At 41.0% G+C, this 21,463-nt stretch carries 22 protein-coding genes and 1 tRNA gene; 17 read left to right on the forward strand and 6 right to left on the reverse strand.

The window, feature by feature from the left end; all coding sequences use genetic code 11:
• The first annotated feature begins 171 nt into the window (after window positions 1-171).
• From serC to pyrF, 8 genes are all read left to right on the forward strand, one after another.
• Window positions 172-1,257: a 3-phosphoserine/phosphohydroxythreonine transaminase gene (gene serC / locus QQK00_RS04450; protein WP_284216273.1), complete on the forward strand. Its 1,086-nt coding sequence runs from the start codon at window positions 172-174 to the stop codon at window positions 1,255-1,257.
• Entirely contained in the window at window positions 1,257-2,543 is a 1,287-nt protein-coding gene (gene aroA / locus QQK00_RS04455; RefSeq protein WP_284216274.1) for a 3-phosphoshikimate 1-carboxyvinyltransferase, read from the forward strand. Before serC ends, aroA begins: the two co-directional genes overlap by 1 nt.
• Before the next feature lie 158 nt (window positions 2,544-2,701).
• Window positions 2,702-3,379 (forward strand): (d)CMP kinase, encoded by a 678-nt coding sequence (gene cmk, locus QQK00_RS04460; protein WP_284216275.1) that lies wholly within the window; start codon window positions 2,702-2,704, stop codon window positions 3,377-3,379.
• A gap of 106 nt (window positions 3,380-3,485) precedes the next feature.
• Window positions 3,486-5,153, forward strand: coding sequence for a 30S ribosomal protein S1 (gene rpsA, locus QQK00_RS04465; RefSeq protein ID WP_284216276.1), 1,668 nt, complete (start codon window positions 3,486-3,488; stop codon window positions 5,151-5,153).
• A 93-nt stretch (window positions 5,154-5,246) separates the two neighbouring features.
• Window positions 5,247-5,525: an integration host factor subunit beta gene (ihfB, locus tag QQK00_RS04470; protein WP_284216277.1), complete on the forward strand. Its 279-nt coding sequence runs from the start codon at window positions 5,247-5,249 to the stop codon at window positions 5,523-5,525.
• Between the two features lie 27 nt (window positions 5,526-5,552).
• Window positions 5,553-5,810, forward strand: a complete 258-nt coding sequence (locus tag QQK00_RS04475) for a lipopolysaccharide assembly protein LapA domain-containing protein (RefSeq protein ID WP_284216278.1) — start codon at window positions 5,553-5,555, stop codon at window positions 5,808-5,810.
• Between the two features lie 4 nt (window positions 5,811-5,814).
• Complete coding sequence (gene lapB, locus QQK00_RS04480) at window positions 5,815-6,984, forward strand: lipopolysaccharide assembly protein LapB (protein ID WP_284216279.1); 1,170 nt, start codon at window positions 5,815-5,817, stop codon at window positions 6,982-6,984.
• 57 nt (window positions 6,985-7,041) lie between these two features.
• A complete protein-coding gene (pyrF, locus tag QQK00_RS04485; RefSeq protein WP_284216280.1) occupies window positions 7,042-7,794 on the forward strand; it encodes an orotidine-5'-phosphate decarboxylase in 753 nt (250 codons plus the stop codon).
• A gap of 75 nt (window positions 7,795-7,869) precedes the next feature.
• Here pyrF and ald read toward each other — a convergent pair whose 3' ends face one another.
• Window positions 7,870-9,000 (reverse strand): alanine dehydrogenase, encoded by a 1,131-nt coding sequence (ald, locus tag QQK00_RS04490; protein WP_284216281.1) that lies wholly within the window; start codon window positions 8,998-9,000, stop codon window positions 7,870-7,872.
• Between the two features lie 139 nt (window positions 9,001-9,139).
• Here ald and lrp point away from each other — a divergent pair, with 139 nt between their 5' ends.
• The 6 genes from lrp to serS all read left to right on the forward strand — a co-directional run bounded on the left by lrp (window position 9,140) and on the right by serS (window position 16,011).
• On the forward strand, window positions 9,140-9,628 hold the full coding sequence (gene lrp / locus QQK00_RS04495; RefSeq protein WP_284216282.1) for a leucine-responsive transcriptional regulator Lrp: 489 nt from the start codon (window positions 9,140-9,142) through the stop codon (window positions 9,626-9,628).
• A 132-nt stretch (window positions 9,629-9,760) separates the two neighbouring features.
• A complete protein-coding gene (locus QQK00_RS20560; protein WP_348521137.1) occupies window positions 9,761-12,313 on the forward strand; it encodes a DNA translocase FtsK in 2,553 nt (850 codons plus the stop codon).
• A gap of 1 nt (window position 12,314) precedes the next feature.
• Complete coding sequence (gene lolA, locus QQK00_RS04510) at window positions 12,315-12,977, forward strand: outer membrane lipoprotein periplasmic chaperone LolA (protein WP_284216283.1); 663 nt, start codon at window positions 12,315-12,317, stop codon at window positions 12,975-12,977.
• 3 nt (window positions 12,978-12,980) lie between these two features.
• Window positions 12,981-14,324, forward strand: coding sequence for a replication-associated recombination protein A (locus QQK00_RS04515; RefSeq protein WP_284216284.1), 1,344 nt, complete (start codon window positions 12,981-12,983; stop codon window positions 14,322-14,324).
• A complete protein-coding gene (crcB, locus tag QQK00_RS04520) occupies window positions 14,324-14,704 on the forward strand; it encodes a fluoride efflux transporter CrcB (RefSeq protein WP_284216285.1) in 381 nt (126 codons plus the stop codon). Before QQK00_RS04515 ends, crcB begins: the two co-directional genes overlap by 1 nt.
• 8 nt (window positions 14,705-14,712) lie before the next feature.
• On the forward strand, window positions 14,713-16,011 hold the full coding sequence (gene serS / locus QQK00_RS04525) for a serine--tRNA ligase (RefSeq protein WP_284216286.1): 1,299 nt from the start codon (window positions 14,713-14,715) through the stop codon (window positions 16,009-16,011).
• Here the strand turns inward: serS and QQK00_RS04530 are convergent.
• The 5 genes from QQK00_RS04530 to QQK00_RS04550 all read right to left on the reverse strand — a co-directional run bounded on the left by QQK00_RS04530 (window position 16,008) and on the right by QQK00_RS04550 (window position 18,202).
• Entirely contained in the window at window positions 16,008-16,346 is a 339-nt protein-coding gene (locus QQK00_RS04530; protein ID WP_284216287.1) for a TusE/DsrC/DsvC family sulfur relay protein, read from the reverse strand. The genes serS and QQK00_RS04530 overlap by 4 nt on opposite strands.
• Before the next feature lie 61 nt (window positions 16,347-16,407).
• The gene (locus QQK00_RS04535) at window positions 16,408-16,683 is read right to left on the reverse strand and encodes a DsrH/TusB family sulfur metabolism protein (RefSeq protein WP_284216288.1); all 276 of its coding nucleotides are present in this window, start codon (window positions 16,681-16,683) and stop codon (window positions 16,408-16,410) included.
• Window positions 16,683-17,051 (reverse strand): DsrE family protein, encoded by a 369-nt coding sequence (locus QQK00_RS04540; protein WP_284216289.1) that lies wholly within the window; start codon window positions 17,049-17,051, stop codon window positions 16,683-16,685. The genes QQK00_RS04535 and QQK00_RS04540 overlap by 1 nt, the downstream gene beginning before the upstream one ends.
• The gene (tusD, locus tag QQK00_RS04545) at window positions 17,051-17,434 is read right to left on the reverse strand and encodes a sulfurtransferase complex subunit TusD (RefSeq protein WP_284216290.1); all 384 of its coding nucleotides are present in this window, start codon (window positions 17,432-17,434) and stop codon (window positions 17,051-17,053) included. The genes QQK00_RS04540 and tusD overlap by 1 nt, the downstream gene beginning before the upstream one ends.
• A gap of 108 nt (window positions 17,435-17,542) precedes the next feature.
• A complete protein-coding gene (locus QQK00_RS04550; protein WP_284216291.1) occupies window positions 17,543-18,202 on the reverse strand; it encodes a Bax inhibitor-1/YccA family protein in 660 nt (219 codons plus the stop codon).
• A 223-nt stretch (window positions 18,203-18,425) separates the two neighbouring features.
• Between QQK00_RS04550 and QQK00_RS04555 the strand changes: the two genes are divergently transcribed.
• The 3 genes from QQK00_RS04555 (at window position 18,426) to uvrC (ending at window position 21,458) form a co-directional block, all read left to right on the forward strand.
• Window positions 18,426-18,517, forward strand: a tRNA-Ser gene (locus tag QQK00_RS04555).
• Window positions 18,518-18,946: 429 nt separating this feature from the next.
• The gene (gene uvrY, locus QQK00_RS04560) at window positions 18,947-19,588 is read left to right on the forward strand and encodes a UvrY/SirA/GacA family response regulator transcription factor (RefSeq protein ID WP_284216292.1); all 642 of its coding nucleotides are present in this window, start codon (window positions 18,947-18,949) and stop codon (window positions 19,586-19,588) included.
• Window positions 19,589-19,625: 37 nt separating this feature from the next.
• Entirely contained in the window at window positions 19,626-21,458 is a 1,833-nt protein-coding gene (gene uvrC / locus QQK00_RS04565; RefSeq protein ID WP_284216293.1) for an excinuclease ABC subunit UvrC, read from the forward strand.
• The last annotated feature ends 5 nt before the right edge of the window (window positions 21,459-21,463 follow it).

The following is a 21,463-nucleotide window of genomic DNA, read 5'->3' on the forward strand; positions in this document are numbered from 1 at the left end:
AGAAAACACCCTACGACAAAAATAGTGTGTTTTACAATAACAACACATGAGCGGCCAAATGGTCGCTCTTTGTGTTTAGCCTAAAAAATATTTACGTGTGTAATTTTGAGTAGTTATATAAGCAAATGAGCACAGTGAAAATATACAGTAACACTTAGTTTTGAGAAAAATATGCAACAAATTTTTAATTTTAGTGCTGGCCCAGCGACTTTGCCAAAACCTGTTCTTGAAAGGGCACAGGCCGAACTATTAAATTGGAACGGCTTAGGCACGTCAGTGATGGAGGTCAGTCATAGAGGCAAGCCTTTTATTGCTTGCGCAGAAAAAGCCGAAGCTGATCTTCGCCAATTAATGCAAATTCCCGCCAATTATAAAGTACTTTTTCTTCAAGGCGGAGGCCGAGGCCAATTCTTCTCAGTACCAATGAACTTAGCTGGCCGGGGTGATTTATCGCAACACCTTGTTACAGGGCAATGGTCTCAGATAGCCGTTACTGAAGCTGAAAAGTACATGAAAACCGAAATTGTCGCGAAAACACAAACAGCAAATGGTAAGTTGTTTGTGCCAAAACAAACTGATTGGGAACTAAACACTAAGGCTGCGTACTTTCATTATTGTACGAATGAAACAGTAGATGGTATTGAAATTGATTGGGTACCTAATTGTCCTGATGTGCCTATTGTTGCTGATATGTCATCGAATATTATGAGCCAAGTCATTGATGTGTCTAAATTTGGTATTATTTATGCTGGCGCCCAGAAAAATATTGGCCCGTCTGGTCTCGCTGTTGTCATCATACGAGAAGATTTACTTGGTTTTGCTCGGAAAGATACACCTGCCGTATTTGATTACCAGCAACAAGTAAATAACGACAGTATGTATAATACGCCACCAACATTTAGTTGGTACTTGGCCGGCTTAGTGTTCGAGTGGTTGCTGGAACAAGGCGGAATTGGCGAAATAGAGAAAGTAAACGCAGAAAAAGCAAGATTGCTTTATAGCACAATAGACAATTCAGACTTTTATCGTAACCAAATTGCCAATGAGAATCGCTCAAAGATGAATGTGACCTTTCAAATGGCGAACAGTAATCTTGACAGTTTATTTTTGCAACAATCAGCAGAACAAGGCTTACAAGCACTAAAAGGCCATCGTTTTGTCGGTGGCATGCGGGCAAGTATATACAACGCAATGCCGCTAGAAGGTGTAAAAGCGTTAGTAGAGTTTATGAAAGAATTTGAAAGAGTGAATGGATAATGGAACAGTTAGTATTATCACCAATTGCCAAAATTGATGGCGAAGTCAGATTACCCGGCTCTAAGAGCCTTAGCAATAGAGCGTTGCTTCTTGCAGCATTAGCAAAAGGTAAAACGAAACTCATTAACTTACTAGATAGTGATGATATTAGGCACATGTTAGTTGCCTTGCAAAAGTTAGGCGTAAGTTATGAATTGAATGATGATAAAACTGAATGTTTGGTAACAGGCATTGGTGGTAAATTTAAATCAAGCGAACATTTAGAACTATACTTAGGGAACGCCGGCACCGCGATGCGTCCCTTGTGTGCCGCGCTTGCTTTTAGTGACGTTGATGTTACGTTAACCGGCGAACCTCGCATGGAAGAGCGCCCGATTGGCGACCTAGCGGATGAGTTAATTAATGCTGGCGCCAATATTTCTTATCTAAAAACAAAAGGATATCCGCCGTTAAATATCAGTAAATCCTCTATTGATACCAGTAATTTTACAATTGATGGTAGCGTATCTAGTCAATTTTTAACGGCACTATTGATGGCTGCACCATTATTAAAAAAAGAAATACGCATAGATATTAAAGGCACTTTGGTATCAAAACCTTATATAGACATTACCTTGGACAGTATGGCGAAATTCGGCATAAAGGTAGTTAATAGCAACTATGAATCTTTCACTATATTGTCGGGGCAAGAATATATTGCACCAGACACATTCTTAGTCGAAGGCGACGCATCTTCCGCATCATACTTTTTAGCCGCTGCAGCAATAAAGGGCGGCTCTGTTAAAGTGACTGGCGTTGGTCGCTCGTCTATTCAAGGCGATAAGCATTTTGCTGACGTGTTGGAAAAAATGGGGGCAAGGGTTACGTGGGATGATTACGCTATTACGGTCAGTGCGGGCAAATTACAAGGTATCGATATGGACATGAATCATATTCCCGATGCTGCTATGACCATCGCCACCGCTGCATTATTTGCTGACGGTGAAACGTGCATGCGAAACATCTATAATTGGCGGGTAAAAGAAACAGATAGATTAACGGCCATGGCAACCGAACTGAGGAAAGTCGGAGCGACGGTTGAAGAGGGCGAGGATTTTATTCGCATTTCGCCGCCCAGCGTTATTCAACATGCAGAAATTGATACATACAACGATCACCGAATGGCTATGTGCTTTTCATTAGTTGCTTTAGACGATAAATGTGGCGTGACTATCAATGACCCCGGATGCACTGCAAAGACCTTTCCTGATTACTTTTCCGTATTTGAATCTGTCAGTCATTCTTAAGCGCCTTTTTAGTATTCACGAACGACTTTAAAAGACAGTTTCATGAAAGTGTGAATATTTGTATATAAATTCACACTTTCGCCATTGCGCATTATGTTTAGCTTAGTATAATTGCGCGCAAATTTTCATACCTCAAACCTGAATATAAGTAGGCTTGCATGGAAAATGTGCCAATAATTACTGTGGACGGCCCAAGTGGCGCTGGGAAAGGAACACTTAGCGCAAAATTAGCATTCTCTTATAAATGGCACTTTCTTGACAGTGGGGCTATTTACCGCGTACTGGCTGTTGCCGCTCTTCATCATGGCATAGAACTTGATGATCAAACAGGTTTATCACCATTGGCTTCAGGGTTAGATGTTACCTTTGAATCTTCTGACATCGGTACTCGTGTCATTCTTGAAGGTGAAGATGTTACTGAAGATATACGAAATGAAGTCATTGGCAATGCGGCCTCTAAGGTAGCCGCTATTCCTCTTGTGCGGGAAGCGTTGCTGCGTCGTCAGCGAAGTTTTGCAGAAACGCCAGGCTTGGTTGCTGATGGCAGAGATATGGGGACAGTGGTTTTCCCCAGTGCAGTAGCAAAGATTTATTTGACGGCTAGCCCTGAAGCTAGAGCACAGAGACGATTTGAGGAGTTGAAAGCAAAGGGACTTGATGTTAAAATCTCGCGCCTTTTGGAAGATATAAAGGCTCGTGACGCAAGAGATGCTGGTAGAAGCACCGCTCCTTTACGCGCCGCAGAAGACGCCTACGAGCTTGACTCAACAGGTTTGAGTGTTATTCAAGTGTTTGAAAAAGCAAAACAATTTATTGATTCTAAACTGTTTTCTTAGCGCCTTACAATTCGATTGATCAGCACAGGATGACGCTGGTTTTGTTAACAACCCCGTCACTTAGGATTGAGTGAGCGGACTTACTTTATATGAAATTTAATTAAATATGACTGAAAATTTTGCACAACTTTTTGAAGAAAGCCTCCAGCAACTAGAAACTCGTCCAGGTGCTATTGTTAAAGGTACTGTTGTATCTATTGAAAAAGATATCGTTTTAGTTGACGCGGGTCTTAAATCAGAAAGTGCTATTCCAGCGGAGCAATTTAAAGCTGCAGACGGCACACTTGAAATCGCAGTAGGCGATTCAGTAGATGTAGCGCTTGACGCTGTTGAAGATGGTTTTGGTGAAACTATTCTTTCTCGTGAGAAAGCTAAGCGCCATGAAGCATGGCTTGAGCTTGAAACTGCTTACGAAGAAAAAGCGACAATTAAAGGTATTATTAACGGTAAAGTTAAAGGCGGCTTCACTGTTGAAGTTAATACTGTTCGCGCATTCTTACCAGGTTCTTTGGTTGACGTACGTCCAGTACGCGAAACCACTCACCTTGAAGGTAAAGAGTTAGAATTTAAAGTAATTAAGCTAGATGCTAAGCGTAACAACGTTGTTGTTTCTCGTCGTGCTGTTATCGAAGCCGAGAACAGTGCTGAGCGTGACCAATTACTATCTAACCTTGAAGAGGGTGATGAAGTTAAAGGTATCGTTAAGAACCTTACAGATTACGGTGCATTCGTAGACTTAGGTGGTGTTGACGGTCTTCTTCACATCACAGATATGGCTTGGAAGCGTGTTAAGCACCCAAGTGAAATCGTAAATGTTGGTGATGAAATCAACGTTAAAGTATTGAAGTTCGATAAAGAAAAATCTCGTGTTTCTCTTGGTATGAAGCAAATGGGCAATGATCCGTGGCAAGAAATTGCTAACCGTTACCCTGAAGGATCTAAGTTAAGTGGTGCAGTAACTAATTTAACTGATTACGGTTGTTTCGTAGAGATTGAAGATGGTGTAGAAGGCCTTGTTCACGTATCAGAAATGGACTGGACAAACAAAAACATTCACCCATCTAAAGTGGTTAGCCTTGGCGATGTTGTTAACGTTATGGTACTTGAAATTGATGAGGAACGTCGTCGTATTTCTCTTGGCCTTAAACAGTGTATCGACAATCCATGGGAAACTTTTGCTAAGTCACACGAAAAGAGTGACAAGGTTACTGGTAAGATCAAGTCTATCACTGACTTTGGTATCTTCATTGGCCTAGACGGCGGCATCGATGGACTTGTCCACTTATCTGACATTTCTTGGCAGAAGACCGGTGAAGAAGCTGTTCGTGATTATAAGAAAGGTGATGAAATCACTGCAGTGGTACTTCAAGTTGACCCTGAGCGTGAGCGTATTTCATTAGGTGTTAAGCAAATCGAAGAAGATCCGTTCAATAAGTATCTGACAGACAACAAAAAAGGTGCTATTGTTAATGGAACGGTTATCGAGGCCGATGCTAAAGGTGTAACTGTTCAACTTGCTGAAGAAGTTGAAGGTTATATCCGTATTGGTGACCTTTCACGTGACCGAGTGGAAGATGCAAATGACGTTGTAACAGCGGGCGACTCTATTGAAGCTAAATTCATGGGTGTTGATCGCAAAAACCGCGTAGTAAACTTGTCTGTTAAAGCGAAAGATCAAGAAGATGAAAAAGAAGCTCTTGATAAAGTTAACACACAGGACGAAAGTGGTTTGAGTGCAATGGCAGAAGCGTTTAAAGCTGCTAAAGGCGAATAAATTTATTCTCCCGAAAGAGCGGCTTTTAAGCCGCTCTTTTTTTATGTCTAAAGGTTACCAACTTTCATCGATATTTAATTGGAGAGTACAGCAGTGACCAAATCTGAGCTTATTGAGCGTATTGCCGTCAAAACGGGCAATTTACAAGGCAAAGAACTTGAATCGGCAGTAAAAGAATTACTCGAACAAATGGCGCAAACACTTCAAAAAGGTGACAGAATCGAAATTCGTGGTTTTGGCAGCTTTTCACTTCATTACCGAGCACCTAGAGTTGGAAGAAACCCTAAAACAGGTGATACCGTAGAACTTACCGGTAAGCACGTACCGCATTTTAAGGCCGGTAAAGAGCTAAGAGACCGCGTAGATTTGTAAGGAGCTCCCTTCACGAAAGGGATACGCATGAGAAAAATACTAATAATAATTGTCGTTGTTCTGTTGTTGTTATTGGCAATTGTTGTTGGCTCACGTAATACTAACGTGATAACCATCAACTATCTGATTGCTCAAACGGAATTACGCATCTCAACATTTATGGTTATTTCAGTTGTTGTTGGCTTTTTATTAGGCTTTTCGACAATCTTAAGCAAATATTTAAGTTTAAAAGTCAAACTTGGTTTGCTTAACCGTAAATTAAAAAAATTAACGAAAGAAGAGTAGGGCTATGTTAGAGTTACTCTTCTTATTGCTGCCTGTGGCCGCAGCTTACGGCTGGGTCATGGGGAGAAACAGCCTCCGCAGCGCGCAACGTAAACAATCCAGTATTTTATCAAATCACTATTATAAAGGCCTGAATTTCTTATTGTCCGATGAGCCTGACAAGGCTGTTGATACTTTCATGAAAATGATAAGTGTCAATAATGACACTATTGAAACGCATATTGCGATGGGAAATTTCTTTCGTCATCGAGGTGAGTTAGATAGAGCCATAAGAGTGCACCAAAACCTCATCAGTCGAGAAGAGATAAGTAAAAAACAAGAAGCCCTAGCACTTGTCGAGCTGGGTACAGATTATCTGCTTGCTGGTTTTCTAGAAAGAGCAGAAGGCGCGTTTATCCAACTGCTTGAAAATGAAAAGCATTTCCCAGTTGCACAACAAAAGCTTTTCAGTATTTATCAAGTCACAAAAGAGTGGCATAAGGCGATAGAATTAGCGACTAGAAGCTTAAAAATAACCCCAAATGATAAATTTATGTATCTCTTATTGTCTCACTTTTATTGTGAGCAAGCCGTAGAGTTACTCAAAGAAAAAGACATTGCGTCTGCGGAAGAAACGCTTAAGAAAGCCATCATGGTTGAAGGTAGTGAAGTACGTTCTTGGTTAGAGCTTGGTAAATTGGCCATTCAGAAAGAAGATTACTCAATGGCAATTGATTATCTTTCAGAAGTACCTAAGCGTGATGTAAACTGGTTAAGTGAAGCGATTCCTTTACTCGAAATTTGCGCCTCAAAATTAGATGCATGGGAGCGTTTAGAAAAGCTGCTAGAGCCGTATTGGGAACGCTGTGCGTCATCCTATATTGCAAAAGTAAATATACTTGCTCGTAGCGGTGAAACCCAGCAGGCCGCTGATACCCTAACTGAACAACTTAAAACGCACCCGACCATGCGTGGTTTTAAGGCCTTGTTAGGATTGTATCAACAACTGTCAAGTGACGATCGAACACAGCAAAGTATGGGTGATTTACAACTATTGATAGATAAACAAATAGCTATCCGCCCTAAATACCGTTGCCAAAGTTGTGGATTCTCAAGCCGGCAACTGTATTGGCTGTGTCCGTCATGCAAGAAATGGTCGGTCAATAAACCAATTAAAGGCCTTGACGGCGAATAGTATTTTCGCCAATTGCCTTAATATTATTTCCGATAAAATAATACGAAGAATTTATACATGCACCAAAGTAAATCAACAATGTTATTAGACACTAATCCAATTGATAGTAAAAGAGTCATTGTTGCGTTGGATTTTGACAACCTAAACGCAGCTATGGCGCTTGTGGACCAATTAAACCCTGAAGAATGCCGTCTTAAAGTTGGCAAAGAAATGTTTACTTTATTTGGCCCTGATTGGGTTAGGCGCTTGGTAGATGAAGGATTTGATGTTTTTCTAGATCTAAAGTTTCACGATATACCAAATACTGTTGCCAAGGCAGTTAAAGCAGCTACATCACTAGGCGTTTGGATGGTAAACGTGCATGCATCTGGTGGTCCAGATATGATTGAAGCTGCAAAAGACGCAGCCATGTCCTCTCATAATCCGTCACTATTAACGGCAGTTACAATATTAACTAGCATGGATGAACGTCAATTTTCTGCGGTATATGATGAAAATCATATCGCTAACAAAGTAACAGAGCTTGCTTTACTCGCTCAAAACTCTGGCGCTGATGGAGTGGTGTGCTCTGCCAAAGAAGCTATACTTCTTCGACAACAAGTAAAAAGCACATTTAAACTGGTAACACCTGGTATTCGACCTACTGGGAGCGACGTCAATGATCAAAAAAGAATAATGACGCCATCTGACGCTATATCTTCAGGCGTTGACTATTTAGTTGTCGGTAGACCGATAACACAAGCAAAAGAACCAACCAATGTATTAAGCAGTATAAATGCATCGATAAAAAATATAGTTTACGAAAACTGAAAGTAACCGCAAAACAACGGGCATTGGGGCGGTTTATCGCATATTGGCGCAAATAACGATTTTTAACACGCTTGTTTACATATTCACTGCGTCAGTTGCTTCGATATATTTCAGACTTAGTTGTTCACCGAGTGCGTCAACCACGGCTTTGTAAGTTACAAACCCTTTATGTACATTCAGCCCATTCATTAAATGTTGATCATCCAGGAGTGCTTGCTTTACACCTTTATTGGCAATTGCTAAGCCGTTTGCAAGCGTTGCGTTATTTAGCGCCATTGTAGACGTGCGTGCAACGCCGCCGGGCATATTCGCGACGCAATAGTGTACGACGTCATGTTCAATGTAGGTCGGTGCTTGATGCGTGGTTGCTCTAGATGTTTCAAAACAACCGCCTTGATCTATTGCGACATCGACGAGAACAGCGCCCGCTTTCATATTTCGAATATGTTCTTCAGTAAGTAGTTTGGGCGCGGCTGCGCCAGGAATAAGTACAGCACCAACGACGAGATCTGCACGGGAAGAATAGTGTTCAATTGCATCGGCTGTACTATATACGGTATGCAGTCTGCCGCCAAAGATGTCATCTAATTGCCTTAATCTGGGCAAAGACCGATCGAGTATTGTTACATCCGCGCCAAGCCCCAATGCCATTTTTGCTGCATTGGTCCCTACAACACCGCCGCCAATGATAAGTATTCTCCCGGGCGCAACGCCAGGGACGCCACCAAGGAGTGTGCCGTTGCCACCATGTGCTTTCTCTAAAAAATGAGCGCCTGCTTGAATCGACATTCTACCTGCGACTTCAGACATTGGCGCCAATAAGGGGAGACCGCCATTTATATCGGTAACCGTTTCATATGCAATACATGTTGCGCCAGACTCAACTAATAACTGTGTTTGTTGTGGGTCTGGTGCTAAATGCAAATAGGTATATAAGGTTTGCCCTTCGCTCAGCATTTTACATTCATTTGCTTGAGGCTCTTTTACTTTGACAATAAGTTCTGCAGAGGTATATACATGGTTAGCAGAGGGGGCTATTTCTGCACCAGCATCTATGTATTGCTGATTGTCAAAACCAACACCAAGCCCTGCGCCGGATTCAACAATAACTTGATGTTTATACGAACAAAACTCTTTTACTGCTGCTGGCGTTAAACCCACTCGGTATTCATGATTTTTAATTTCTTTTGGTACACCAATTATCATTTTATTTTTTCCTTAAGGTAAGTTTTTAGCCACGTCTATTTAAGAAAAAATTGTATATGAATTCATAAAAAGTTAAATTTTGAATAATCTAAAAATTTAGAATAATATGCTGAAAATATGAAATTATTCAGAATATTGTATGCTTGTAAATACACCTAAACATATTGATAGACTAGACAGAAAAATACTTGATACCTTGCAAAACGATGGACGAATATCCAATGTCGAACTAGCAAAAACAGTGGGCTTAAGTGCTAGCCCATGTTTAGAAAGAGTGCGGCGGCTTGAGTCGCAAGGATATATTGATGGTTACTACGCCAAAGTGAATCCTGAAAAGTTAGGTGCTGCAATGCTAGTGTTTGTCGAAATTACACTCAGTAAGACCTCTGTAGACATATTTGCGGAATTTTCTGCGGCTGTGCAAGAGCACGAGGATATACAAGAGTGCCATTTAGTATCAGGCAATTTTGATTTCTTACTCAAAACTAGAGTGGCCGATATGGCTAATTACCGGAAACTGCTAGGTGATACTTTACTTAGGCTGCCAGGTGTCAGCGAATCGCGAACTTACGTGGTAATGGAAGAAGTAAAACACACGTCAAACATAAAAATTAATATGAAACCCTAGGTTCAGTTAAGTTTTTGCTGTATGAGTAATTAGAAATACTATGATATTCTTGCAGATGTTCCATGTTGCGCTAATAAACCCGTTTATTAAAACGGGAACATAAAAAATAAAATAAAGAGACAATTTTACACTATGCCACGATTATCAGGTGTCCAAAGGCTATTGGAAGTAGGGATGATTTTATCCTGCGCCTTTGCATTTTTCTTGCTCATTGCTTTAGCAACCTTTCATCCGAGTGATCCAGGGTGGAGTCAAGCCGGTTTCGAGAGTGAAGTCAATAACATGATGGGAGCGGTCGGCGCGTATTTCGCCGATATTCTGTTATTTACCTTCGGCGTTACTGCTTATTTAACACCGTTTGCGTTTGCGTTTGTTGGTTGGTACATCTTTTTGCATATTCGCAAATTGACCGAGCTTGATTATCTGACAATCTCACTCCGTTTAATTGGCATTATTTTGCTCATTTTCGGTTTTACGGGGATCGCTAGCATTAATTTTAACGACTTTTATTCCGTGTCTGCTGGCGGCGCTATGGGAGACATTATTAGTGCAGCATTGATGCCTCATTTCAATTTTGTCGGCTCGGTTTTATTGTTGCTTTGCTTTTTTTGCACAGGTTTTACGCTGGCAAGCGGTATATCGTGGATGAAAATCATAGACAGTGTGGGTGCCTTGGTGTTTTGGACAGGCAACAAAGTCATTTCATTGCCGAGAGAAATGTCAAAGTTATCTTTACCCGCGCCGAGCAAAAATTCGTCAGACGTGGAAGAAACACGCACTGACACTGGTTCTCAATTTAAAATTACAAGCTTACGACCTGAGCCGCCTGTCGAGAAAAAAGAACCCGAATTTACAATGCCAGATGAAGTACTGGCCAATGTTGAAGATAACCCTGACCAAACGACGCAAAAGAACAGTATTTTTAGTCGGCGTAGTAAGTTAAAAAAAGCCCCCAGGCAAACGGCTGAATCTACTGAAAGTACACAAAACGATGATTCCGTCATTAGAGATGAACTATTTCAAACCGACGACCCTATATTTCCTAGTGCAGGTGCGTCTGATGACGATATTGGTCAGCTCACCGAAAAGCAACAGAATAGAAACGCAAGCGAATCAGCCCCAAATAATCCAACTACGCCGATTAAGGGCCCAGTACCCGTAAATACGACAACAGTAGATGCGGTGTCTATCGAACCAATGCCGTCATTTGATTTACTTGAGCGCGCGGATAAAAAGCAACATCCAATAACCCAAGAAGAGCTTGATCAAGTATCACGACTTTTAGAGGCTAAACTTCTCGACTTTAATATTGAAGCAAGGGTAGTCGATGTGTTGCCTGGACCAGTAATTACGCGCTTTGAATTAGATCTCGCGCCGGGCGTTAAGGTGAGCAAGATTACTGGGCTGGCAAAAGATTTAGCGAGGGCCATGTCTGCTATTTCAGTACGTGTTGTTGAAGTTATTCCTGGTAAATCAGTGATTGGACTTGAATTGCCGAACAAACACCGTGAGATGGTGCGTTTAAGTGAAGTCATTGAATGCAAGGAGTTTCAATCAAATGACTCACCGTTAACGATGGTATTGGGTGCAGATATCTCTGGTAACCCTGTTGTCGTAGATTTGGGCAGAATGCCTCACCTTTTAGTTGCAGGTACGACGGGTTCTGGTAAATCGGTTGGCGTAAATGTAATGATATTGAGCCTGTTGTATAAATCAACGCCTGATGATGTTCGACTAATCATGATAGACCCTAAGATGCTCGAACTTTCTGTATACGAAGGCATTCCGCATTTACTTGCTGAAGTCGTGACAGATATGAAAGAGGCGTCTAATGCCTTGCGCTGGTGTGTCGGTGAGATGGAAAGAAGGTACCGTTTAATGTCAGCACTAGGGGTGCGAAATTTAAAAGGTTACAACAAAAAAATTACGCAAGCTGCAGAGGCAGGTGAACCGATACTGGACCCCTTATGGCAAGCCGAACAGAGTATGGATGAGCATGCGCCTGAATTAGAAAAACTGCCCTCTATCGTCGTTATTGTTGACGAATTTGCTGACATGATGATGATTGTTGGCAAAAAGGTAGAAGAATTAATTGCACGTATTGCACAAAAAGCTAGAGCGGCAGGCATACATCTAATCCTCGCAACTCAGCGGCCTTCAGTGGATGTGATTACCGGTCTAATAAAAGCAAACATTCCCACAAGAATTGCGTTTCAAGTATCGAGTAAAATAGACTCTAGAACCATTCTTGATCAACAAGGTGCGGAATCTCTATTAGGCATGGGAGATATGTTGTACAACCCGCCTGGCACAAGTATAACCACGCGTGTGCATGGTGCATTTGTTGATGATCATGAAGTTCATGCCGTCGTGGCAGATTGGAAGGCGCGCGGAGAGCCTGACTATATTGATGAAATTTTAAACGGTGAATCGGCCGGTGAAATATTGTTGCCTGGTGAACAATCAGAGAATGCGGAGCAAGAATACGATGCATTTTATGACGAAGCGGTTGTTTTTGTGACGCAAGGGCGTAAGGTTTCCGTCTCATCTGTGCAACGCAAATTTAGAATCGGCTACAATCGAGCGGCGCGTATTGTTGAACAAATGGAAATGGATGGCGTCATAAGTGCAGCAGGCCACAATGGCAATAGAGAAGTATTGGCGCCGCCGCCAATTAAGGATTGAGATGAATAAGCATAGTCAACACATTTACTTATTAGATAAAAGAATTGGCACCGGAGTGTTTTTTACATCAATGTTACTGATGCTGCTGGCCGCGTCGTTTAACGCCATGGCAAATAAAGATGCGTCTGAGGCCTTAAGACTTAAACTAAACAACATTAATAGCTATCAAGCTGCGTTTTCTCAAACGATAAAAGATGCTCAAAACGAAATACTCTTAGAATCTGAGGGACAGATTGTTATCGGAAAACCCAATAAATTACGTTGGGAAGTGAGTGCCCCGGACGAATCACTATTAGTTGCAGACGGTGATACGGTGTACAACATCGACCCATTTGTTGAACAAGTCACCTTATTGAGTCAATCACAAGTTATTCAAAATAACCCCTTGTCTTTATTAATATCTGATGACGAAGAGGTGTGGGGAAATGTGGCGGTAAGTCGCAAAGATGATATTTTTACAGTTGAGTCTCAGGATGAAAATGCGAGTATCTCTTCAGTCATATTAACATTTGATGGTGAACGACTAATATCTTTGTCATCCATTGACGCGCAAGAGCAAACGAATAAGATTGCTTTTTCTCAAATCAAACAAAATCCAATGCTTACACTCAATTTATTTAGCGTCAATATCCCTGAAAGTTTTGAAGTGGACGATCAAAGGTAACTAGTGGCACTTGTAAACCCTTTAGCAAACTTACTTCGTCCTAAAACACTTTCAGATTATGCCGGGCAGTGTCATTTGTTGGGTGATGCTGGTGTTTTAGCACCGCTAATAAAGAATAAACAACTGCCATCCATGATCTTATGGGGGCCGCCGGGTTGCGGTAAGACTTCCTTGGCACATGTAATAGCCGAAGAAACACAAATACCAATGCACTTTTTATCTGCAATAAACAGCGGTGTAAAAGACATTAAGCAAATTGGTGACGCTAACCAACAGGGGTTATTAAGTGAATCGTCGTTAGTATTTGTTGATGAAATACATCGATTTAATAAAAGCCAACAAGATGCCTTATTGCCATATGTAGAGGCTGGAAATATTATTTTGATTGGTGCCACTACCGAAAACCCTGCGTTTTCCATCAACAAGGCGCTACTCTCAAGAATGCGCGTATTTACGCTTGAAAAGCTAGACGAAGATGCGCTGCTTGAATTGTTGTTAAAAGCATTGAATAAAACGGGTATGCTGCCATCGGGAGTTAGCCTAAACGAAGTAATGCAGCAAGCGTCTATTAATGCAATGCTTGATGTGTCTAAAGGTGATGCGCGTCGTTTGCTGACGACTCTTGAAGTAATTATCGCAAGTATTCAAATCGAAAATCCTAAGGTTAATAATAACGATCAAATAAGCGCCATAACGCCTGAACTCATTTACAAAGTGGCTGGGGAGCGCATTGCGAATTACGCCAAGGGCGGGGATGAGTATTACGATTTACTTTCTGCATTTCATAAGTCTATTCGCGGGAGTAGTGTGGATGGTGGGCTTTTCTGGTTTGCAAGATTACTTCAAGTCAATAGCGATATCGTGCCGATATGTAGACGCCTCTTAGCCATTGCGTCTGAAGATATCGGCAATGCAGACCCTCGCGCCTTAGAGATTTGTCTAAACGCATGGGATATTTATCACCGAGTCGGACAAGCTGAAGGTGAGAGAGCCGTTGCTCAGGCGATTGTGTATTGTGCTTTGGCTGCCAAGAGTAATGCCGTATATAATGCTTTTAAGCAGGCAGTGAAGGCTGCTAAAAACTATGCCGATGAGCCCGTTCCATTGCATTTACGAAATGCGCCGACTGCCTTAGCAAAAGCAGCGGGACACGGTGAAGGGTATAAATATGCACATAATTTTGAGGGCGCGTATGTGCCAAATTATGACTATTTACCAGATGCAGTAGGTAGACCTAGATTTTATCAGGCAAGTGATCGTGGACTAGAGAAACAACTCTCTGCAAAAATTAATTACCTACAAGAAAGAGATGAGTGGGAAGCAAGCCAAAAAGAAGGAAATACGTAGTGCAAACCCTATATTTATACCTTGCCGTTGCAGGCGGCGGTGCGATTGGTGCGTGTATGCGCTTATTTGTCAACCAAACGAGCATAAACCTGTTGGGTAAAGGGTTTCCATTTGGTACTCTTGCGGTCAACGTGGTGGGGTCTTTTTTAATTGGCTTACTATATGCTTGGTTTGAACAACAAGAAGTTGCCAGCCCCATCTTAAAAGCGTTTTTAACGGTTGGTATGTTAGGCGCATTAACTACTTTTTCAACATTTTCTTTAGACACAATATTGCTGATGCAAGCCGGTAGTGTGTTAAAGGCAATTGGAAATATAATTTTGAATTTGAGCCTATGCCTATTATGTGTATGGCTCGCAATAACTCTAGCTAAAGGATGATATAGGTAATGTTAGATCCTCGCTTGTTGAGAAACAACATCGACGAAACCGCAGCAAAGTTAAAGGCACGTGGCTTTATACTTGATGTAGATACGTTTAAAGCCTTAGAAGAAAAACGTAAAACACTACAAGTACAAACGCAAGAATTACAAAATGAGCGTAATGTACGATCTAAGTCCATTGGCAGAGCAAAAGCTGCTGGCGAAGATATTCAACCACTATTGGCAGAAGTCGATGAATTAGGGGCAAAATTGAGCGCTGCCAAAGGCGCATTGGATGAAGTTCAGACAAGTTTGGAGAATTTATATCAAGGTATCCCAAATTTACCCGCCGATGGTGTGCCTGAAGGTAAAGATGAAGACGATAATGTTGAAGTATTAACTTGGAGTGAACCTAAATCCTTTGATTTTGATGTGAAAGATCATGTGGATATTGCCGCCACTTTAGACAGTGGGCTTGACTTTGAGATGGCCGCAAAACTTACAGGTTCAAGGTTTGTTGTCATGAATGGTGCCATCGCTAAGTTGCACCGTGCAATTGCGCAGTTTATGCTTGATTGCCATACACAAGAGCATGGGTACCATGAAGTGTATGTCCCTTACTTAGTCAATTCAGACAGCTTATACGGTACGGGACAATTGCCAAAATTTGGGGAAGACTTGTTTCATACTCAGCCTGCAACTGAGGAAGGACAAGGCTTATCACTCATACCCACCGCTGAAGTACCTTTAACAAATATTGCGCGAGATAGTATATTTAATGCAAAAGATTTGCCTATTAAGATGACCGCGCATACCCCATGCTTTAGAAGCGAAGCGGGCAGTTATGGCCGTGATACTCGAGGCTTAATCAGACAACATCAGTTTGATAAGGTAGAAATGGTGCAGCTTGTATTACCAGAAGATTCGATGCAAGCGTTAGAAGAGCTGACTGGGCACGCAGAAGCTATTTTACAAAAGTTAGAACTTCCTTATCGTAAAGTTGTGCTGTGTACCGGTGACATGGGCTTTGGCGCGTGTAAGACTTATGATCTTGAAGTGTGGTTGCCAGCACAAAATACGTATAGAGAAATTTCTTCTTGTTCAAATATGTGGGATTTTCAAGCTAGGCGTATGCAAGCAAGGTATAGAAAACCTGAGATGAAAAAACCAGATTTATTGCATACGTTAAACGGTTCTGGCCTTGCGGTTGGTAGAACCTTAGTGGCAATACTAGAAAACTATCAACAAGCGGATGGCAGTGTAAAGGTGCCGACTGCTTTAGTGCCTTACATGCACGGTGTAGAGCTTATAAGACCTAAGGCTTAAAGACATTTTGCGGGTTTAGGTAAACCCGCAATTTTTGTAGCTATCTTGGCAGGGCCATCCGGAAATAAGCGATGAAGATATCGACTGTTACCGATTTCAGGCCCAAAGCTTTCTTTCATGGTCTTAACAAGTGCTCTAATTGCCGGGCTCGTGTCATATTTTATATAAAACTCTCTCACAAAATGAATGACTTCCCAGTGTTTGTCTGTGAGTTCAATATTTTCTAGTTGTGCAAACGCTAAAGCAACGTCATGGTTCCAATCGTCAATCGACGCAAGATACCCGTTGTTTTCCAATAATATATCGCGATTGTTTACTCGTAAGCTGTTGCCCATAAAACAATTTGTCTCTTTTGTAGTTACTTATTACTTATACTTATCTAGCTCAAATTTACCGCTATTGAATACTTATAACAGGTTGGTGAGCAATACAAAGGGCTACCCATTCAACGTCCTCAATGAGAGTCACGTCACTTTCAGTCAATATTTCCTTTGGTAATCCACTCGTCGCCCAATCGGATGCAATAACAGCAATGGATATATTCGCAAAGATATGGTTGTTTTTAATCGCGGGTATCGAAAAAACAGCGTCTTGTAATAAGATTATCTGGGACACCTCTCCGATGTATGGAAGTAACGCATTAATGTCATTCTTAAATAACTGTATAAGCATTAGAACACCAACACTTGTGTTGCATTCTTCGCAATTTTAGCAAAGCGATTGTTGTCAATGACTGTTAGTGAGAGTGCATCTGTAAGCCAGGGCTGCACACATGCAGTCGGTAAACTTTCACGCGATGATTCAACAACATAAATATCTTCTACATCATAAATGGGCAGCAATGACAGTTGTTTAAGATGACTTTTATGCGAAATTGCGTTGCCTGTCTGGTTATCCATAAGCTGAAAAATACCGTTTTCAACAAAAGCGAATTTAACTGGCATTTCAACATTGCTTGCAGACAAAGCGACTTCAAGCGCATCTTTCGCATGACTGCTATGATAGGGGGCGTGTTGTGACACTATAAGTAAGTACGACACTAAAACTGTATACCAATGAAATTATTGGCCTTAAGAGCAGCAAAATACTCAATCATGCCAACAGGTGAAAATGCGGGATCGTAATTATCAAATGCAAGATTGTCGTCTTGCGTCACTATTCCGCGCCGGGCGCCGGCCGTAGTACAAACATTTAGTGGTACTTGATGCTTATTAGCGAAACGCTTCCATCCTTCTCGTTGATTTACTTCATCTGAGTTTGGTAGCAAAAGGTTTGACGCCGTGTGAACGGCAGCGGCATAAAAAAACACTTGTACAATTGTATGTCCACTCGACGTTGCAGCATAGCAAAACTGCAAAGCACTTTCGTTGTTGCGGCTATCGTAAGGCGCCTTAGTGACAAAAATACTGAATTGTTGATGCATGTGTCTTAGCGTATTAAAGGTATTTTGAATGGATTATAAACGTCTAGGCGATTCAACACCACAAACAAAAACGCCCCGATAAAGGGGCGTTTAACATTGCGTTATTTACTAATCTTCAGCTGCGCCAAGTAGGGCAAGTAAAGAGGTAAATATATTATAAATGCTAAGATATAAGCTAACCGTAGCCAAAACGTAGTTTGTTTCGCCGCCGTGGATTATTCTGCTGGTGTCAAACAAGATAAAACCAGACATAATAAAAATAATGGCTGCATTAATGGCTAATGATACCGCTGGCATCGCAAAAAAGATGTTCGCAATTATCGCCAGAATTACAACTACCATTCCTACCATTAAAAATCCACCAAGAAAGCTGAAGTCTTTTTTACTGATTAATGCGTAAGCTGAAAGTGATAGGAATACAATGGCAGTACCAGCGAGGGCTTGTGCGATGACGCCAGTCATGCCTGCAGCTACATACATACTTAATATAGGCCCTAAGCAAGCGCCTAGTAATCCTGTAAATAAGAAAACCAATGGCAGTGATGCAGCGGAGTTCGCTTTTTTGTGAATTACAAATAATGTGATTAATGCGCCGATAAACATGGCGAAGTAACCAATTGTACCAACGCCCACAGCCATAGAGATAAGAGCCGTGATAGCACTGAACCCTAACGTGAGTGAAAGTAACATATAGGTGTTGCGAAGCACCTTGTTAATTTCAACTGCAGGACGAGCCGCAGAAGTATTGTAAGCAGTATGCCTTTCCATTTTTCTCTCCAATTAATGCTTGAGTGTTTTACTAAACTATTCTTAGTCTCTTTTTAGGGTGTTTGGTTCACTTTTTCAAGTGTTAAGTCATTATATTTTAAAGATAGATGTAAATTTCGTCGTCGAATGCATGTTTTATGTGCAAACAGTAACAAAAACGACATTTTTTAAAGATTAAGGCTTTACAATCGAATCAATGCTCATTAATATTCGCAGCACTTAAGGAGAGGTGGCAGAGCTCGGTTTAATGCACCTGACTTGAAATCAGACGTAGGTTCATCCCTACCGGGGGTTCGAATCCCTCCCTCTCCGCCATTTTAACAAGAACCCGCTTTTTAGAGCGGGTTTTTTGTATTTTGCGTAAATATGTCAATGTTGACTACGCTATTCATCGCTAAATTCCCTTCTACCACAGTCACACTTCCTATCTCTTTAGTTCACTTATAGGTACTTAATGCGAAGAGAACTAATAAGCTAATACTTTCAGTCGATACATACATTGATTTATTTACTAGTCTCCATGAAGCTAAAATATCACTTTTTAAAACCGATGTAATTTAACGACTTAGCAACATTAGCCTTTGGGCAGCAATAGTTATGATTGCATGATTTTTCGACGTTATGGCATTGTTAACAAAATAATACAAAACTGACTTAATATTTGTCAGGTTGTATGATAATGTCACCACATATTAATATATAAAACACTTACTTAACTGGTAGGTTAACAGGTTCAAATACGACGTGATCAAAATTTTAGTAGTGGATGACCATGAGCTCGTAAGGACAGGGATAAGCCGTATTTTAAATGACGTAAAAGACTTTAACGTTGTTGAAGAAGTGGGAAGCGGTGAAGAGGCCGTTGAGTATTGTCGGAAAAATTCTCCCGATATAGTCCTAATGGATGTTTCTATGCCAGGTATTGGGGGCTTAGAGGCAACAAAAAAAGTATTGCGCTATTGTGAAGAAACTCGTGTGATATGTTTATCTATGCACAAAGAGAATCCAATACCCGCTAAAATAATGCAGGCAGGGGCGTTTGGTTTTCTAACGAAAGACGCGGATCATTCTGAAATGATTGATGCAATTTATAAAGTGTCTTCGGGACAAAAATATATATCGCCAGAAATTGCACAAAAAATTGCTATTGGTCAATTGGACCTTTCAGCTGAAAATCCATTTGATCAATTAAGTGAACGAGAATTGGAAATTACCTTGATGCTTACTCGAGGTGTGAAAGTGACAGAAATTGCTAGTAAACTCACGATTAGTGCTAAGACAGTGAATACTTATCGTTATCGAATGTTTGATAAGCTAAATATAGGTTCAGATGTTGAGTTGACGCATTTAGCCCTAAGACATAAATTGATTCAAACCAGCGCATAACGCACCTATTAATCAAACGACAATAAACACGCTACAGATGACAGAAGATGCCAAGGATGAATTTGACCACCAACATTTTTTAAAAAGTGTGTCCTCATCCCCAGGTGTATACAGGATGTATAATCTGCATAACGACGTTATTTATGTTGGGAAAGCAAAAAATCTTAAAAAAAGACTGTCAAGCTACTTTAGAGCACAAGTAGATAGTAAAAAAACACAAGCGCTTGTATCGAATATACACAGTATTGATGTTGTACTAGTGAGTAGCGAAACAGAAGCCTTTTTGCTTGAAAACAATTACATAAAAAAGTATCGCCCTCGCTTTAACGTAGTACTCAAAGACGACAAGTCATATCCATTTATCCTAATAAGCGAACATAAACATCCTCGTTTGAGCGTCCACCGAGGCAATAAGAAGGTCAAGGGGCAATATTTTGGGCCTTACCCGAGTGCTTGGTCAGTAAGAGAGAGCCTTAGAACCTTACAAAAACTGTTTCCAATACGCCAATGTGAAGATAATTATTATAAAAATCGTTCGCGTCCATGTCTACAGTATCAAATGCAACGTTGTTCAGCACCTTGTGTTGAGGGGTATGTAAGTGACCTTGAATACGACGAACAAGTTAAGCTTGCAGGCATGTTTTTAAAAGGAAAAAACTCAGAAGTCATTCATTCGCTGATTGAAAAAATGGAAAAAGCAAGTGAGACCCTCAATTTTGAAACTGCGGCTAAATATAGAGATCAAATAAGCGCGCTAAGAAAAGTGCAAGAAAGCCAAATTATTACGAGTACTCAAGAACAATTAGACGTATTCGGTTTTTCTCACAAAAATGGTATTGCCAGTATTTATGGTATTTTTATTCGAGATAACCAAATTTTGGGCAGTAAAGCTTTTTTTCCCAAAATACCTAAAAACTCTGACGACCATGAGATTTTACAATCTTTTTTACTGCAGTTTTACCTCGCGGGAAACAAGACAATTCCTAAACAAGTCGTACTGCCATTTAAGATTGAAGAAATAGAAGATGTACAATCCGTGCTTTCAGAAGAAGCGGGAAAAAAAGTACATTTTTTTGAAGGTGTACGAGACGAAAAACGCAAATATTTAGCACTTGCAAACAAAAATGCCCAAAATGCGCTAGAAACACAACAAAACCAGCAGATGTCGTTGTTTAAACGGTTTATGGATTTAGAGCAGTTACTCGACGTCGACTCACCACTAAAACGTATGGAGTGTTTTGATATTTCGCATACGTCAGGCGAGCAAACGGTGGCGTCTTGTGTTGTATTTGATAGAAATGGACCGAAGAAATCTGATTATCGTACCTTTAACATTGACGGTATTACACCGGGCGACGACTATGCTGCAATGGCACAAGCTCTTAGGCGCAGATACAAAAAGCCAAACGAAGATGCGCGAGTACCCGATCTCTTGTTAATTGACGGTGGGAAAGGGCAGCTTACTCAAGCAGAAAAACATTTTCAAGATTGGCCTGACGACTACAAACCAATGATTGTGGGCGTTGCAAAAGGCACTTCTAGAAAGCCCGGCTTAGAAACACTCATAATGGCATATTCGCATACCACAATACCGGTGCAATCTGACCAACCAGGTTTACACTTAGTGCAGCATATTCGCGATGAGTCACATCGTTTTGCTATCAGTGGACACCGAAATAGACGACAAAAAGTGAAAACGACATCGCCGCTGCAAGGGATCCCAGGCGTTGGCGCAAAAAGGCGTCAAGCGCTGCTAAAACATACGGGCGGTTTACATGGACTTAAAAAAGCAAGTAGAGACGAAATTGCTAAGATTCCAGGTATAAGTGCTGAATTAGCCGAAACTATCTATGATTATTTACATGCGTGAGCATC

It is taken from the genome of Agaribacter marinus, assembly GCF_030160655.1.
Lineage (GTDB): Bacteria > Pseudomonadota > Gammaproteobacteria > Enterobacterales > Alteromonadaceae > Glaciecola > Glaciecola marina.

What these genes read in the sequence shown, in the direction of transcription:
- lrp (WP_284216282.1), top strand. Translation starts at nt 9,140, where the DNA reads ATGCTTGTAAATACACCTAAACATATTGATAGACTAGACAGAAAAATA.
- QQK00_RS04530 (WP_284216287.1), bottom strand. Translation starts at nt 16,346, where the DNA reads ATGGGCAACAGCTTACGAGTAAACAATCGCGATATATTATTGGAAAAC.
- cmk (WP_284216275.1), top strand. Translation starts at nt 2,702, where the DNA reads ATGGAAAATGTGCCAATAATTACTGTGGACGGCCCAAGTGGCGCTGGG.
- pyrF (WP_284216280.1), top strand. Translation starts at nt 7,042, where the DNA reads ATGCACCAAAGTAAATCAACAATGTTATTAGACACTAATCCAATTGAT.
- serS (WP_284216286.1), top strand. Translation starts at nt 14,713, where the DNA reads ATGTTAGATCCTCGCTTGTTGAGAAACAACATCGACGAAACCGCAGCA.
- uvrC (WP_284216293.1), top strand. Translation starts at nt 19,626, where the DNA reads ATGACAGAAGATGCCAAGGATGAATTTGACCACCAACATTTTTTAAAA.
- tusD (WP_284216290.1), bottom strand. Translation starts at nt 17,434, where the DNA reads ATGCATCAACAATTCAGTATTTTTGTCACTAAGGCGCCTTACGATAGC.
- QQK00_RS20560 (WP_348521137.1), top strand. Translation starts at nt 9,761, where the DNA reads ATGCCACGATTATCAGGTGTCCAAAGGCTATTGGAAGTAGGGATGATT.
- QQK00_RS04550 (WP_284216291.1), bottom strand. Translation starts at nt 18,202, where the DNA reads ATGGAAAGGCATACTGCTTACAATACTTCTGCGGCTCGTCCTGCAGTT.
- QQK00_RS04535 (WP_284216288.1), bottom strand. Translation starts at nt 16,683, where the DNA reads ATGCTTATACAGTTATTTAAGAATGACATTAATGCGTTACTTCCATAC.
- rpsA (WP_284216276.1), top strand. Translation starts at nt 3,486, where the DNA reads ATGACTGAAAATTTTGCACAACTTTTTGAAGAAAGCCTCCAGCAACTA.
- aroA (WP_284216274.1), top strand. Translation starts at nt 1,257, where the DNA reads ATGGAACAGTTAGTATTATCACCAATTGCCAAAATTGATGGCGAAGTC.
- lapB (WP_284216279.1), top strand. Translation starts at nt 5,815, where the DNA reads ATGTTAGAGTTACTCTTCTTATTGCTGCCTGTGGCCGCAGCTTACGGC.
- serC (WP_284216273.1), top strand. Translation starts at nt 172, where the DNA reads ATGCAACAAATTTTTAATTTTAGTGCTGGCCCAGCGACTTTGCCAAAA.
- lolA (WP_284216283.1), top strand. Translation starts at nt 12,315, where the DNA reads ATGAATAAGCATAGTCAACACATTTACTTATTAGATAAAAGAATTGGC.
- QQK00_RS04475 (WP_284216278.1), top strand. Translation starts at nt 5,553, where the DNA reads ATGAGAAAAATACTAATAATAATTGTCGTTGTTCTGTTGTTGTTATTG.
- ald (WP_284216281.1), bottom strand. Translation starts at nt 9,000, where the DNA reads ATGATAATTGGTGTACCAAAAGAAATTAAAAATCATGAATACCGAGTG.